General features: G+C 69.7%; 11 protein-coding genes and 1 tRNA gene. 6 read left to right on the forward strand and 6 right to left on the reverse strand.

Translation table 11 applies throughout. The features are described 5' to 3' along the window. From VLG41_RS08020 to VLG41_RS08045, 6 genes are all read left to right on the forward strand, one after another. Positions 1 to 450, forward strand: a 450-nt coding sequence (locus VLG41_RS08020) for a 2,3,4,5-tetrahydropyridine-2,6-dicarboxylate N-succinyltransferase (protein WP_325348871.1), incomplete at its 5' end; no start/stop codon positions are given. Between the two features lie 42 nt (positions 451 to 492). Further along, the gene (locus tag VLG41_RS08025; protein ID WP_325348872.1) at positions 493 to 1,653 is read left to right on the forward strand and encodes a PilT/PilU family type 4a pilus ATPase; all 1,161 of its coding nucleotides are present in this window, start codon (positions 493 to 495) and stop codon (positions 1,651 to 1,653) included. Further along, a complete protein-coding gene (gene dapE, locus VLG41_RS08030; RefSeq protein WP_325348873.1) occupies positions 1,653 to 2,825 on the forward strand; it encodes a succinyl-diaminopimelate desuccinylase in 1,173 nt (390 codons plus the stop codon). Before VLG41_RS08025 ends, dapE begins: the two co-directional genes overlap by 1 nt. Before the next feature lie 4 nt (positions 2,826 to 2,829). After that, positions 2,830 to 3,705 carry a 50S ribosomal protein L3 N(5)-glutamine methyltransferase gene (gene prmB, locus VLG41_RS08035; RefSeq protein ID WP_325348874.1) on the forward strand — a complete coding sequence of 292 codons (876 nt, stop codon included), beginning with the start codon at positions 2,830 to 2,832 and terminating at the stop codon, positions 3,703 to 3,705. Next, positions 3,702 to 5,663 (forward strand): ABC-F family ATP-binding cassette domain-containing protein, encoded by a 1,962-nt coding sequence (locus tag VLG41_RS08040; protein ID WP_325348875.1) that lies wholly within the window; start codon positions 3,702 to 3,704, stop codon positions 5,661 to 5,663. The genes prmB and VLG41_RS08040 overlap by 4 nt, the downstream gene beginning before the upstream one ends. A gap of 164 nt (positions 5,664 to 5,827) precedes the next feature. Beyond that, a complete protein-coding gene (locus VLG41_RS08045) occupies positions 5,828 to 8,239 on the forward strand; it encodes an AI-2E family transporter (protein ID WP_325348876.1) in 2,412 nt (803 codons plus the stop codon). A gap of 69 nt (positions 8,240 to 8,308) precedes the next feature. Here VLG41_RS08045 and VLG41_RS08050 read toward each other — a convergent pair. The 6 genes from VLG41_RS08050 to tolB form a co-directional block, all read right to left on the reverse strand. After that, positions 8,309 to 8,384 (reverse strand) — tRNA-Lys (locus VLG41_RS08050). 49 nt (positions 8,385 to 8,433) lie between these two features. Further along, positions 8,434 to 9,255, reverse strand: coding sequence for a tRNA threonylcarbamoyladenosine dehydratase (locus VLG41_RS08055; RefSeq protein ID WP_325348877.1), 822 nt, complete (start codon positions 9,253 to 9,255; stop codon positions 8,434 to 8,436). After that, positions 9,252 to 10,370: a YeeE/YedE family protein gene (locus tag VLG41_RS08060; RefSeq protein ID WP_325348878.1), complete on the reverse strand. Its 1,119-nt coding sequence runs from the start codon at positions 10,368 to 10,370 to the stop codon at positions 9,252 to 9,254. The genes VLG41_RS08055 and VLG41_RS08060 overlap by 4 nt, the downstream gene beginning before the upstream one ends. Positions 10,371 to 10,503: 133 nt before the next feature. Then, a complete protein-coding gene (ybgF, locus tag VLG41_RS08065; RefSeq protein ID WP_325348879.1) occupies positions 10,504 to 11,280 on the reverse strand; it encodes a tol-pal system protein YbgF in 777 nt (258 codons plus the stop codon). 70 nt (positions 11,281 to 11,350) lie between these two features. Further along, entirely contained in the window at positions 11,351 to 11,905 is a 555-nt protein-coding gene (gene pal, locus VLG41_RS08070) for a peptidoglycan-associated lipoprotein Pal (RefSeq protein ID WP_291020710.1), read from the reverse strand. A gap of 65 nt (positions 11,906 to 11,970) precedes the next feature. After that, a complete protein-coding gene (gene tolB, locus VLG41_RS08075) occupies positions 11,971 to 13,287 on the reverse strand; it encodes a Tol-Pal system beta propeller repeat protein TolB (protein WP_414652468.1) in 1,317 nt (438 codons plus the stop codon). Between the last annotated feature and the right edge of the window lie 7 nt (positions 13,288 to 13,294).

A 13,294-nucleotide genomic window follows, 5' to 3' on the forward strand; every position in this document is an offset into this window, starting at 1 on the left:
TACGTGAACATCGGCGCCTATGTGGACGAAGGCAGCATGGTCGACACCTGGGCCACCGTGGGCAGTTGCGCCCAGGTGGGCAAGAACGTGCACCTCTCCGGCGGCGTGGGCCTGGGCGGCGTGCTCGAGCCGCTGCAGGCCAACCCGACCATCATCGAAGACAACTGCTTCATCGGCGCGCGCTCCGAGGTCGTCGAGGGCGTCATCGTCGAGGAGAACTCGGTGCTGGGCATGGGCGTGTACATCGGCCAGAGCACCCCGATCTTCAAGCGCGACACCGGCGAGATCCTCTACGGCCGCGTGCCCGCAGGCAGCGTGGTCATCAGCGGTGGCCTGCCGAAGCAGACCGCCGACGGCAAGGCCTACACCACCTATGCGGCGGTCATCGTCAAGACGGTGGACGCGCAGACGCGCGCCAAGACCAGCCTGAACGACTTGCTGCGCGATTGATCGATTGAGTTCAACCCACCCCACCTGAGCGAGGGAGACGGCATGAGCAGCGGAACGATGGAGCGCATCCTGCGCCTGATGGCCGAGAAACGCGCCTCCGACGTGTACCTCACGGCGCACGCGCCGGCGATGATCAAGATCAACGGCCAGACCATCCCCATCAACAGCCAGGTGCTGCCGCCCGAGGCACCGCGCAACCTGCTGGCCGAGATCATTCCCGCCACGCGCATGGAAGAGCTGCTGGAGACCGGCGAGCTCAACATGGGCGTGCCGCTCGACGGCTTGGGCAATTTCCGCGTGAGCGCGCTGCGACAGCGCGGCTCCATCGCGGTGGTCATCCGCTACGTGCCCAGCGACATCCCCGCGCTGGACACGCTCAACGTCGCGCCCATCCTGGCCGACCTGATCATGGAAAAGCGCGGGCTGATCCTGATGGTGGGCGCCACCGGCGCCGGCAAGAGCACCACCATGGCCGCCATGATCGACCACCGCAACGAGCGCATCAGCGGCCACATCCTCACGGTGGAAGACCCGATCGAGTACACCTACCGCAACCGCAAGTCGGTGGTGAACCAGCGCGAGATCGGGCCCGACACCGCCTCGCTGCAGGTGGCGCTGAAGAACGCGCTGCGCCAGGCGCCCGACGTGATCCTCATCGGCGAGATCCGCGACCGCGAGACCATGTCGGCCGCCATCGCCTACGCCCAGTCGGGCCACCTGGTGCTGGCCACGATGCACGCCAACAACAGCTACCACGCGCTCAACCGCATCCTGAGCTTCTACCCCGTGGAGGTGCGACCCACCATGCTGGGTGACCTGGCGGCCGCGCTGCGCGCCATCGTCTCGCAGCGCCTGCTGCGCACCCAGCAGGGCAACGCCCGCGTGCCGGCGATGGAGGTACTGCTCAACACCGCGCTGATCGCCGACCTGATCCAGAAGGCCGATTTCTCCGGCGCGCGCGAAGCGATGGAGAAATCGCTGGCCGAGGGCTCGCAGACCTTCGAGCAGGACCTGGCCCGCCTCATCCACGAGGGCTTCGTCACGCGCGAGGAAGGCCTGGCCCACGCCGATTCGCCCAACAACCTGCTGTGGCGCCTGCAGAACGACTTCGAGCAGAGCCGCTCCAGCAGCTTCGAAGCCGCCGAAGAGGAAGCCAGCGACGCCCCCTCCTTCACCGAGTTCACGCTCGACGTCAAATTCTGATGACCGATACCCTGCGCCTCGCCGAGGCGCTCATCGCCCTGCCCTCCGTCACCCCGCGTGACGCGGGTTGCCTCGAGCTGATCGCGGCCCGGCTGCAGGCCATCGGCTTCGCCTGCGAACGCATCGACAGCGGGCCCGACGACTTCCGCGTGAGCAACCTGTGGGCGCGGCGCGGCACGGGCGATCGGCCCACGCTGGTTTTCGCCGGCCACACCGACGTGGTGCCCACCGGGCCGTTGGAGGCCTGGACCAGCGACCCCTTCGTGCCCAGCCACCGCGACGGCGCGCTGTTCGGCCGTGGCGCCAGCGACATGAAGACCTCCATCGCGGCCATGGTCGTGGCCTGCGAGCGCTTCATCGCCGAACAGCCCGACCCGGGCATCGACATCGCCTTCCTGCTCACCAGCGACGAGGAAGGCCCGGCCCTGGACGGCACGGTGGTGGTGTGCAACGCGCTGAAGGCGCGCGGCGAGCGGCTCGACTGGTGCATCGTGGGCGAGCCCACCTCGGTCGAGCGCACCGGCGACATGATCAAGAACGGCCGGCGTGGCACGCTCAGCGGCAAGCTCACCGTCAAGGGCGTGCAGGGCCACATCGCCTACCCGCACCTGGCGAAGAACCCCATCCACCTGGCCGCGCCCGCGCTGGCCGAGCTGGCGGCCACCGTGTGGGACCGCGGCAATGACTTCTTCCCGCCCACGAGCTGGCAGATCAGCAACATCCACGGCGGCACCGGTGCCAGCAACGTCATCCCGGGCACGGTGGTGATCGACTTCAACTTCCGCTTCTGCACCGAGCGCACGCCCGAATCGCTGCAGGCGCAGGTGGTCGAGATCCTCGCGCGCCACGGCCTGAAGGCGGGCGATGACCACGACATCGCCTGGACCCTGGGCGGCCGGCCGTTTCTCACCACGCCGGGCACGCTGGTGGACGCGGTGCGCGACGCCATCCGCGCCGAAACCGGTATCGAGACCGAGCTCTCCACCACCGGTGGCACCAGCGACGGCCGTTTCATCGCGGCCGTGTGCCCGCAGGTGATCGAGCTCGGCCCGCCCAACGCCACCATCCACAAGGTCAACGAGCACGTGCGGCTCGCCGACATCGACCCCCTCACCGCGATCTACCGCCGCACGCTGCAGCACTTGCACGAACGCGCGCTTCAGACCGCCTGACACCGTGAACCTGCAAGAACTGCTGGCCCAGGCCGAATCCCGCCTGGCCGCCGCGAACCTGGCCTATGGCCACGGCACCACCAACGCCCGCGACGAGGCCGCCTGGCTGGTGCTGTGGCGCCTGGGCCTGCCGCTCGACACCGATACCGATGCGCACGCCGCGGATGCCGTGGGCGCCGACGCGGCCACCGCCGCCCTGGCCCTGATCGACCAGCGCATCGCCACACGCGAACCCGCCGCCTACCTCACGCAAGAGGCCTGGTTGCAGGGCGTGCCCTTCTACGTGGACCGCCGCGCCATCGTGCCGCGCAGCTTCATCGCCGAGCTCATCGCCGACGGTGGCATCGACCCCTGGTTGAGCGACACCACCGTCCGCGTGCTGGACCTGTGCACCGGCAACGGCAGTCTGGCCGTGCTCGCGGCCATGGCCTGGCCCGAGGTGCGCGTGACGGGCGCCGACCTCTCGCGCGAGGCACTGCAGGTGGCGCGCATCAACGTGGACCGGCACGGCCTGGCCGATCGCATCGCGCTCATTGAAAGCGATGGCCTCGCCGCCTGCCCCGGCCCCTGGGACCTCATCCTCTGCAACCCGCCCTACGTGAACGCCAGCAGCATGGCCGAGCTGCCACCCGAGTTCCGCGCCGAGCCCGAGCTCGCGCTGGCGGGCGGGGCGGACGGCATGGACTTCATTCGCACCCTGCTGCGCGAGGCACCGTCGCGCCTGAGCCCGCACGGCGTGCTGGTGCTCGAGATCGGCCACGAGCGCGCGCACTTCGAGACCGCCTTCCCGCACCTGAGCCCGGTGTGGCTGAGCACCAGCGCGGGCGACGACCAGGTGCTGCTGCTCACGCAAGACGATCTGTCGGAGGCCTCGGCATGATCGTCGTCCGCGATGTGGTGCTGCGCCGCGGCACCAAAGTCCTTCTCGATGGCGCCTCGCTCACCATCAACCCCGGCGAGAAGGTGGGCCTGGTGGGCCGCAACGGCGCCGGCAAGTCCAGCCTATTTCGCCTGCTCGACGGCAGCCTGCACGAAGACAAGGGCGAGTTCAGCGTGCCCGCGCAGTGGCGCATGGCCCAGGTCGCGCAGGACATGCCCGAGACCGACCAGGACGCCACGCGCTTCGTCGTCGAAGGCGACACCACCCTGCTCGCGGCCGAACGCGAGGTGGCCGAGGCCGAGGCCAGCGACGACGGCGAGCGCATGGCCCACGCCTACATGGCCCTGCACGACGCCGGTGCGCACGACGCGACGGCCCGCGCACAGGCCCTTATCCTCGGCCTGGGCTTCCGGCTCGACGAACTCGAGCGCCCGGTGGACAGCTTCTCGGGCGGCTGGCGCATGCGCCTGCAACTCGCGCGCGCGCTGATGTGCCCGAGCGAGCTGCTGCTGCTCGACGAACCCACCAACCACCTGGACCTCGATGCATTGGTCTGGCTGGAAGCCTGGCTGCAGCGCTACCCCGGCACCCTGCTCGTCATCAGCCACGACCGCGAGTTCCTCGACGCGGTGACCAACGTCACCGTGCACATCGAGCACGCGCAGCTCAAGCGCTACGGCGGCAACTACAGCCGCTTCGAGGACATGCGCGCCGAGCAGATGGCCCTGCAGGCAGCGGCCTTCTCGCGCCAGCAGGACAAGATCGCCCACCTGCAGAAGTTCATCGACCGCTTCAAGGCCAAGGCCAGCAAGGCCAAGCAGGCGCAAAGCCGCGTGAAGGCGCTGGAGCGCATGGAGCGCATCGCGCCCGTGCTGGCCGACGCCGAGTTCAGCTTCGAATTCAGCGAACCCGCCAACCTGCCCAATCCCATGCTGGTCCTGCAGGACTGCGACTTCGGCTACCCCGGCGAGCACGGCGCGGCGCCCACCACCATCGTGCGCGGCGTCAACCGCTCGGTGCTTGCGGGCCAGCGCATCGGCATCCTCGGCGCCAACGGCCAGGGCAAGTCCACGGTGGTCAAGACCATCGCGCGCACGCTCGCGCCGCTGGCCGGCACCGTCACCGAAGGCAAGGGCCTGAACATCGGCTACTTCGCGCAGCAGGAGCTCGACGTGCTCAGCCCGCGCGACAACCCGCTGGAACACATGATCCGGCTGGTCAAGGAGACCACCGCGCAGGGCCGCCTGAGCGGCCAGCCCACGCGCGAGCAGGACCTGCGCAGCTTCCTCGGCACCTTCAACTTCACCGGTGACCAGGTCTTCCAGGCCGTGGGCAGCATGAGCGGCGGCGAGAAGGCGCGCCTGGTGCTGTGCATGATCGTCTGGCAGCGCCCCAACCTGCTGCTGCTGGACGAACCCACCAACCACCTCGACCTCGCCACGCGCGAGGCGCTGTCCATCGCGCTCAACGAGTTCGAAGGCACGGTGATGCTGGTGAGCCACGACCGCTCCCTGCTGCGCGCGGTGTGCGACGAGTTCTGGCTGGTCTCGCGCGGTGGCATCGCGCCCTTCGACGGCGACCTCGACGACTACCAGCGCTACCTGCTGGACATGGCCAAGCAGGCGCGCGAAGCCCAGCGCGTGGCCGCGCGCGCGCAAGCGCCTGCCCCCGCCCCGGTGGCCGCGCCCGCCGAAGACCGGCGCGCCGACGCGCAACGGCAGAAGGCCGTCACCGAGCAGCTGCGCCCGATGAGGAAGGAACTGGCCCAGGTGGAACAGCGCATGGCCGCGCTGGCGCAGGAACGCGAACGCCTGGAGGCCGATCTGCTGGCCGCGCCCGGGCCCGCGAAGCTGGCCGAACTCGGCAAGCGCCTGAAGGTGGTGGAGGCCGAGAACGCGCACGTCGAGGCGCGCTGGCTCGAGCTCAGCGAGGCCATCGAACAGGCCCAGCAGCCCTGAGCCGCGCGCGCCCGAAGCGCGCTACAGTGGGCCCGGGCCGTTGAACGATGGCCCGTCCAACACCCCAACAGGAGGCTCACACCATGATGTCCATTCTCGGCACCATCCTCATCGGGCTCATCGCCGGCTTCGGCAACAAGTAAGCCGCCGAGGAAGGGACGGCCGTGCCGTCACCCCAGGCAGAACCCGAGGCCTTCGCCGCCCGCGCCAGCGTCGTGCACACCGCCGCGGGCGCGCTGCTCGTGGCACTCATCCTCGTGGGCCTGTACGTCGGCCGCGAGATTCTCATCCCGCTCGCTCTGGCCATCCTGCTGGGCTTCGTGCTGGGTCCGCTGGTCACGCGCCTGCGCCGCTGGGGCCTGCCACACCTGTTGTCGGTCATCACCGTGGTGACGCTGGCGTTGGGGCTGATCGGCGGCTCATTCGCCTTCATGGCCAGCGAAGTGCGCGAGCTCAGCGCCGAACTGCCCACCTACCAGCAGACCATCAAGCGCAAACTGACCGATCTGCGTCAGGCGATCCGCGCGCCCGGCATGTTCGACGGGCTCACGCGCACCGTCACACTGGTGCAGCGCGAGGCCAGCCACATCGCCGAGGAAGCCACCGCCACCACGGGGGGCGCCTCGCGCGTGCAGAAGGTCGAGATCCAGGGCGAGAGCCGCTCGCCGCTGAGCCGGGCCCTGGATGGACTGGAACGCGTGGCCAGTCCTTTGCTCACGGCCGGCATCGTGCTGGTCTTCACCTTCCTGATCCTGCTCGACCGGCTCGACCTGCGCGACCGCCTCATCCGCCTCGTCGGCGGCAACCTGCACCGCGCCACCGACGCGATGGACGAAGCGGGCGAGCGCATCTCCAGCTACCTGATCGTTCAGCTCTGGGTCAACCTGAGCTACGGCGTTCCGATGGCGCTGGGGCTCTGGCTCATCGGCGTGCCGGGCGCCTTCCTGTGGGGCGCGGTGGCGGCGCTGATGCGCTACGTGCCCTACGTGGGCCCGATGATCTCGGCGGTGTTCCCCTTGGCCCTGGCCTTCGCCATCGATCCGGGCTGGTCCACGGTGCTGTGGACACTGGCCCTCATCGTGGCGCTGGAAGTCATCAGCAACAACGTCGTCGAGCCCTGGCTCTATGGCTCGAGCACCGGCCTGTCGGCCATCTCGCTCATCGTGGCCGCCACGTTCTGGACGGCGCTCTGGGGGCCGGTGGGTCTGGTGATGTCCACGCCCTTGACGGTCTGCCTGCTGGTCATCGGCCGCCACCTGCCCGCGCTGCAGTTCTTCAACGTGCTACTGGGCAGCGCCCCCGCGCTGGACGCGCCCACGCGGCTGTACCAGCGCCTGTTGAGCGGCGATGTCGATGAAGCGGTGGAGCTGGGCCGTGAACTGGCGCAGGCGGCCGACTCGTTGCCGGCGTTCTACCAGGACAGCGCCCTGCCCGTGCTGCGCCGCACGGTGGCCGACTACCAGACCGTGTCGACCTCGGAGCACCGCCTGCGCCTCATCACGGGCATGGAGGCCCTGCTCGACGAACTGCACGAACTGACGCCCTTGCCGCCCGAGCCGGCGCCCACCGTGCTGTGCCTCGGCGCCCAATGGGAAGTCGACACATTGGCCGCGCGCATGCTGGCCCACGCGCTGGCGCTGGAAGGCACCCCGGCCCGCGCCGACGCCGCCCTGGCCAGCAGCGCGGAATCGTTGGTCGACATCACCGGGCCGGCGCCGCGCGCGGTGTGTCTCTCCCTGTTCGCGCCCAAGCCCTGGCGCGCGGCCAGGCGCGCCTGCCGCCGCGTCCAGCGGCGCTGGCCCGACGCCCGCATCGTCGTGTGCGCCTGGAACCTCGACGAGAAGGCGCTCGCGGACCCGGCGCTGGTCGAGACGCTGGACGCGCACGCCGTGGCCGGCTCCCTGGTCGAAGCGGTGCTGCGCGCGCAGGAAAGCCTGGGGGCGACCGTCACCGAATGGGAAAAGGCACCGGTGCCGCCCCACGACGCGCAGCGCCTTCAGCGGCTGCGGGCACTGGGCGCACTCGATGAGCCGGCGCTGCGCGAGCTGTTCGAGCGCACCGCGCAGCGGGCGGCATCGATCTTCGACGTCTCCGCGGCCATGGTGACGGTCGTCACCGACAAGGAACTGCGGGTGCTGGGCTTTCACGGCGCGCTGCGCACCGCCGTCGATGGCCAGGACGTGGTGATCGACAGTGGCAAGCCCCTTGAACTGCCGCGTGAACAGGCCCTGTGCGGCCACGTGGTGGCCCGCGACGAGGTGCTGCTGGTGCCCGACATCGCGAAGGACCCACGCTTCGCCGCCAACCCGGGCTTGCGCCGCTCGGGCCTGCGCTTCTACGCGGGTGCGCCGCTGCGCATGAAGCGTGGCGGGGCGATCGGCTCGCTCTGTCTTCTGGACACCGAGCCGACCCAACTGAGCGAGCGAGACCTCAAACTCTTGCAGGCCATGGCCCAGGACCTGATGGAAACGATCGCCCAACACAAGCCGCACGCCGATGTGGAAGCGGCCGATGCAGAGTCTCCTGAGGAGCCCAAGCCATCCGCGACCGTGGGCCAGGTCGTTCCCGACCCCTGAGGCTTCAAGGGACACGACAAGCGACCAAAGAAAAAGGCCCTGGTCTTGCGACCAGGGCCTTCCTGTTGGTGGTAGGACGTGGCAGGCTCGAACTGCCGACCAACGGATTAAAAGTCCGCTGCTCTACCAACTGAGCTAACGTCCCACACTTTTCTAACCGTCTCCGCAACTTGCTTGTCGCTTGCTGCGAAGCCTCAGATTATAGCGTGCCTTTGATGGCTTTCTGAAGACCGATCGCTTTTTTCTTGCGATGCATTCGCGAGCGTGTCGAGCAGCCAGCCCGCGGCGCACAGGCCGAAGGTGGCGGTGACGGTGACGACCGATCCGAAGCCATGGCAATTGAGCGACCCATCGCCACCGTCGAGTCCGCACGAGGGGTCCGGCGGCGCCACGGCTTCGCGGCTGAACACGCACACGGTGCCCATGCGGCCTTGCCGCGCGCCGCCGTGGTGCTTGCGCAGGCGGTAGCGCAGTTGCGCGAGCAAGGGGTCGTGCGTGACCTCGGCCAGGTCGGCCACCTGCACGGCCTCGGCGCGGCGCTTGCCGCCGGCCGCGCCCACGCTCACGAAGGGCACGCGCTCGGCCTTGGCCCAGGCGGCCATCGCCGTCTTGGCGCGCACTTGGTCGCAGGCGTCGATGAGTCCGTCGGGACGCTGGCCCTGGAGCAGGCCGGGCCAGTTCTCCGGCGTCACGAAGTCGTCCACCAGGTCGAGCGCGATGTCGGGATGAAAACCCAGGATGCGATCACGCAAGGCCTCGGCCTTGGCCTGGCCCAGCGTCGCATCCTGCGCGTGCACCTGCCGATTGATGTTGGATTCGGCGACGTGATCGAGGTCGATCAGGGTGAGGCGGCGCACGCCGCTGCGCGCCAGCGCTTCGGCCGCCCAGGACCCCACGCCGCCCAGCCCCGCCACCACCAGGTGCGCATCGAAGATCCGCTGCGCGCCCGACACGCCGTAGAGCCGCCGCAGGCCACCGAAGCGGCGCTCGAAGCGCTCGGCGTCGAGCGTGTTCACCCCGCGCGCTCCAGCAGCCACATCTGGAACTTGAAGCCCAGCACCGCGCCGCCCACGATGCCCGCCACGGCGATGGCGCTCAGCAGGCTCAGGGTGGACAGGCCCGACAAACCCTGCCCCACGGTGCAGCCCAACGCCGTGACGCCCCCCACGCCCATGAGCGCGCCGCCCACGAGGTGCAGCGCCGTGTCGCGCGTGTCGCGAAAGCCTTCCCAGCGGAAGCTGCGCTCGATGAGCGCGCAGACGAAGGAGCCCGCGACCACACCGAAGACCGTGACCACGCCGAAGGTGAGCACCTTGGTGGTGTCGCTGAAGTAGATGAGCCAGTCGAGCACGAAGGCCATGGGCGCGGTGAAGGTCAGGGCCTCCATGCGCCCGCTGTTGCTGCCGACGTAGACGGGCTCCAGCGTTTCGGGGTGCTCGGGCAGGAAACCCAGGTGGCCACTGACCCACCACATGCCCACGATGGTGAGGCCGATGCCGATGCCCGCGAGCAGGTTGTTGCCGGTGCGGAAGTCGGCGCTGCTCAGGCACCAGGCAATGATCGCGATGCCGATGACCAGCGCGCAGAGCAGGCCCGCGACGCCCGGCTCCATGCCGAGCGCGTTGGCCACCCAGGTGGGCAGCGCCGAGCCCGAAGGCAGTTCGGCGCTGATGCGGTCCACGGTGTTCACGCGCACCACGCCGAAGATGCCGCGCAGCGTCATGAACGCGGCCAGGCCCATGACGAAGAACACCACGAGCGACTTGAGGCTGCCCGCGCCGATGCGCACCAGCGTCTTGCTGCCGCAGCCCGAGGCCAGCACCATGCCGAAGCCGAACAGGGTGCCGCCGACCAGCGCGGAGAGCCAGATGAAGCGGCTGCCCGTGTACAGGGACTGGCTGGTGTCGATCCAGCCCAGCCAGCCCATGCCGTAGAAGCCGATGGCCGCCACGCCCACCGCCATGACCCACATGCGCATGCGGGTCCAGTCGCCCATGTTGACGATGTCGCTGATCGCCCCCATGGTGCAGAAGTGGGTGCGCTGGGCGATGAAGCCGAAGGCCGCGGCCACGCCGAAGGCGGCCCACAGCACGGTCTGGTTCAGGGATTGAAGGGCGGCGAGGTCATCCATAGGGCCGCGATTGTAGGTGCGGCCATGAAGCTCTCCGCTTGCAAGGGTTGAACCCAGGGACACCGCGGAACCGGCTTTGCCGGGCCGCAGGTGTCGCCCCCTTGAGGGGGTCGCGCGAAGCGCGGCGGGGGTGTTACTTCAATCTCGCGATGCGCTCCTTGGCCGCGCCGGCGGCCTCGCTCTGCGGGTGCTGCTTCACCAGGTCCTCGAGCGTCTTGCGGGCGCCCTTGGTGTCCTTGAGCTCGACCTGGCTGTTGGCCAGGGCCAGCATGGCCTCGGGGGTGCGCGGGTGGTCGGGGAATTCGCGCACCAGGCGCTGGTGCGAATCCACGGCGTCCTTGTAGGCGCGCGCGGCGTACTGGGCGTTGCCCAGCCAGTACAGCGCCACCGGGGTGAAGCCGCTGGTGGGGTAGCGGCGCAGGAAGCCGTTGAAGGCGGCCGTGGCGCCCGTGAAATCGGACTTGCGCAACGTGGCCATGGCGGCCTCGAACTCAGCCTTCTCGGCCGGCTGCGCGGTGAAGCTGCGGCCGTCGAGTTCGACCTTCACCGGCTCGACCTGGCGCAGGCGCTCGTCGATGCCGGCCTGCACGTCCTTCTGGGCGCGCTGCAGGTCGGCCACCTCGCGCGCGAGCTGCTCGTTCTGGCCGCGCAGTCGGGCGATCTCGCCGCGCAGTTGCTCGATCTGGTTGGCCAGTTCGAGCATGCTGCGCTTGATCGAGGCGTCGCTTTCGCGCTGCTGCGCGGCCGCGGCCTCGGACGCCTTGCGGCCGGCCTCGACCTGCTGGCGCAGGTCGACGATGGCCTTGCGCGCCTCGTCGTCACCGAACAGGGCGTGGGCCGAGGGCGCCCACAGGCCGCCCAGCGCCAGGACGCCGGCGGCGAGCGTGGAGTTCCAGCGCGCAAAGCTCATTCGGAGACCTCCGCGCAAAGCGCTGCGGTGCGAGCCTCTTCGGGCGGCCGTGCGATGCTCATGCTGCAGCTCAACGGTAGGTCAGCTCGACGCGGCGGTTCTTGGCCCAGGCCGACTCGTCGGCGCCGGTCTGCGCGGGCTTCTCTTCGCCGAAGCTCACGGCTTCCATCTGGCTGTCGGGCACGCCGAGCAGCGACATCGCGCGGCGCACGGCCTCGGCGCGCTTCTGGCCCAGCGCCAGGTTGTACTCGCGGCCGCCGCGCTCGTCGGTATGGCCTTCCAGGGCCACTCGCACGTTGCGGTTGGCGTTGAGGTAGCGGGCGTTCGCCTCGAGCAGTTGCGTGGCCTCGGGCTTGACCTCGAAGCTGTCGTAGTCGAAGTAGACGATGCGCTGCATCTGCGTGGGCTGGGTGCTGCCCGAGCCCGGCACCTGCACGCCGGCCACGCCGCGCTGGTCGACGCCGCTGCCCTGCCCACCCGCGCCGGCCCCGGCGGCGGTGCCGGTGCGGTCTTCGACCGGGGGCTCATCGAGTCGGACGTTGGAGCCGCAGGCCGCGAGCACGGCGGCGGCGATCAGGGCGGCGAGCAGGCCGCTGGTGCGACGGAGAGCGGAGGTTGGGAACATGGCGATTCCTGAGAGGTGTTGTTGAAGGAAAAGAAAACGAAAACCGCTGGCAAGCCGGGTAACGGTCAGCGCAGGAACGGGCCCCATTCGGGCTCCCGGATGTCACCCTGCGCCCCGGCCAGGCGGGTCTTGATGCGGCCGTCCACCGTGGTGGTCATGAGCGCGTCGCCGCCCTTATCGCGGGTGGCGTAGATGATCATGCGGCTGTTGGGCGCGAAGCTGGGGCTTTCGTCGCCGCTGGTTTCGGTGAGCGCGGTGACGGTGCCGGTGGACAGCTCCATCACGTGCAGGCGGAAGGCACCGTTGACGCGCGAGATGAAGGCGAGCCAGCGGCCGTCGGGGCTGACCGAGGGCGAGATGTTGTAGTTGCCCGTGAAGGTGACCCGCTGCGCATTGCCGCCCTGGGGGGACATGCGGTAGATCTGCGGCGAGCCGCCGCGGTCGCTGACGAAGTAGATCTGCTTGCCGTCGGCGCTGAAGACGGGCTCGGTGTCGATGCTGGCGCTTTGCGTCAGGCGGCGCGGCTCGCCGCCGTTGGCGTCCATGGTGTAGAGCTGCGCATTGCCCGAGAGGGACAGCGTGGCCACGACCGAGCGGCCATCCGGCGACCAGGCCGGCGCACTGTTGGAGCCGCGGAAATTGGCCAGCAGGCGGCGCTTGCCCGAAGCCACCTCGTGCGCGTAGATGACCGGCTTGCGCGACTCGAAGGACACGTAGGCCAGTTGCCCGCCACCGGGCGCCCAGCTCGGCGAGATGATGGGCTCGGGGCTGGTGAGCGCGGCGCGCGCGTTCTCGCCGTCGGCGTCGGCCACCCACAGGCTGTGGCGCGTGCCGGCTTTGGTGACGTAGGCGATGCGGGTGGAGAACACGCCTTTTTCGCCGGTGAGTTTTTCGTAGATGTAGTCGGCGATCTTGTGGGCCGCCAGGCGCAGGTCGGTGGCGCCCACGGGATAGCTCAGGCCGCCCAGGTCCTGGGCGCGCACCACGTCCCAGAGGCGGAAGCGCACGTCGAAGCGGCCGTCGGCCAGGCGGGTGACGCTGCCGGTGAGCAGGGAGTCGGCACCGCGCTCGCGCCAGGGGGCGAGGTCGGGCCGCGAGGTTTCGTCGAGCGCGCCGGCCAGGGGCGGCACGGCGACGAACTGGCCCGAGCGTTCCAGGTCGGCGCGCACGATGGCGGCGATGTTCTCGCTCGCGGCCTCATTGCCGCGGAAGCTGACGGCGGAGAAGGGAAAGCGCGTGAGGCCCACGCCCGTGACCTCGACCCGGAACTGCGCCAGGGCGCTGGAAGCGGGCCAGCCCAGCAGGGCAGAGGCGGACAGGAGACCCAGGGCATGCCGGCGCGGCATCCCGGTCGAGGGATGGAGTCGAGGCGGTTGGTGCATGGTGTTG

This window comes from Hydrogenophaga sp., assembly GCF_035481345.1.
In the GTDB taxonomy this organism is placed as follows: domain Bacteria; phylum Pseudomonadota; class Gammaproteobacteria; order Burkholderiales; family Burkholderiaceae_C; genus Hydrogenophaga.

Bases quoted from the DNA above. Each gene is read 5' to 3' on its own strand.
- VLG41_RS08025 (WP_325348872.1), top strand. From the start codon at position 493: ATGAGCAGCGGAACGATGGAGCGCATCCTGCGCCTGATGGCCGAGAAA.
- dapE (WP_325348873.1), top strand. From the start codon at position 1,653: ATGACCGATACCCTGCGCCTCGCCGAGGCGCTCATCGCCCTGCCCTCC.
- VLG41_RS08040 (WP_325348875.1), top strand. From the start codon at position 3,702: ATGATCGTCGTCCGCGATGTGGTGCTGCGCCGCGGCACCAAAGTCCTT.
- VLG41_RS08060 (WP_325348878.1), bottom strand. From the start codon at position 10,370: ATGGATGACCTCGCCGCCCTTCAATCCCTGAACCAGACCGTGCTGTGG.
- ybgF (WP_325348879.1), bottom strand. From the start codon at position 11,280: ATGAGCTTTGCGCGCTGGAACTCCACGCTCGCCGCCGGCGTCCTGGCG.
- pal (WP_291020710.1), bottom strand. From the start codon at position 11,905: ATGTTCCCAACCTCCGCTCTCCGTCGCACCAGCGGCCTGCTCGCCGCC.
- tolB (WP_414652468.1), bottom strand. From the start codon at position 13,287: ATGCACCAACCGCCTCGACTCCATCCCTCGACCGGGATGCCGCGCCGG.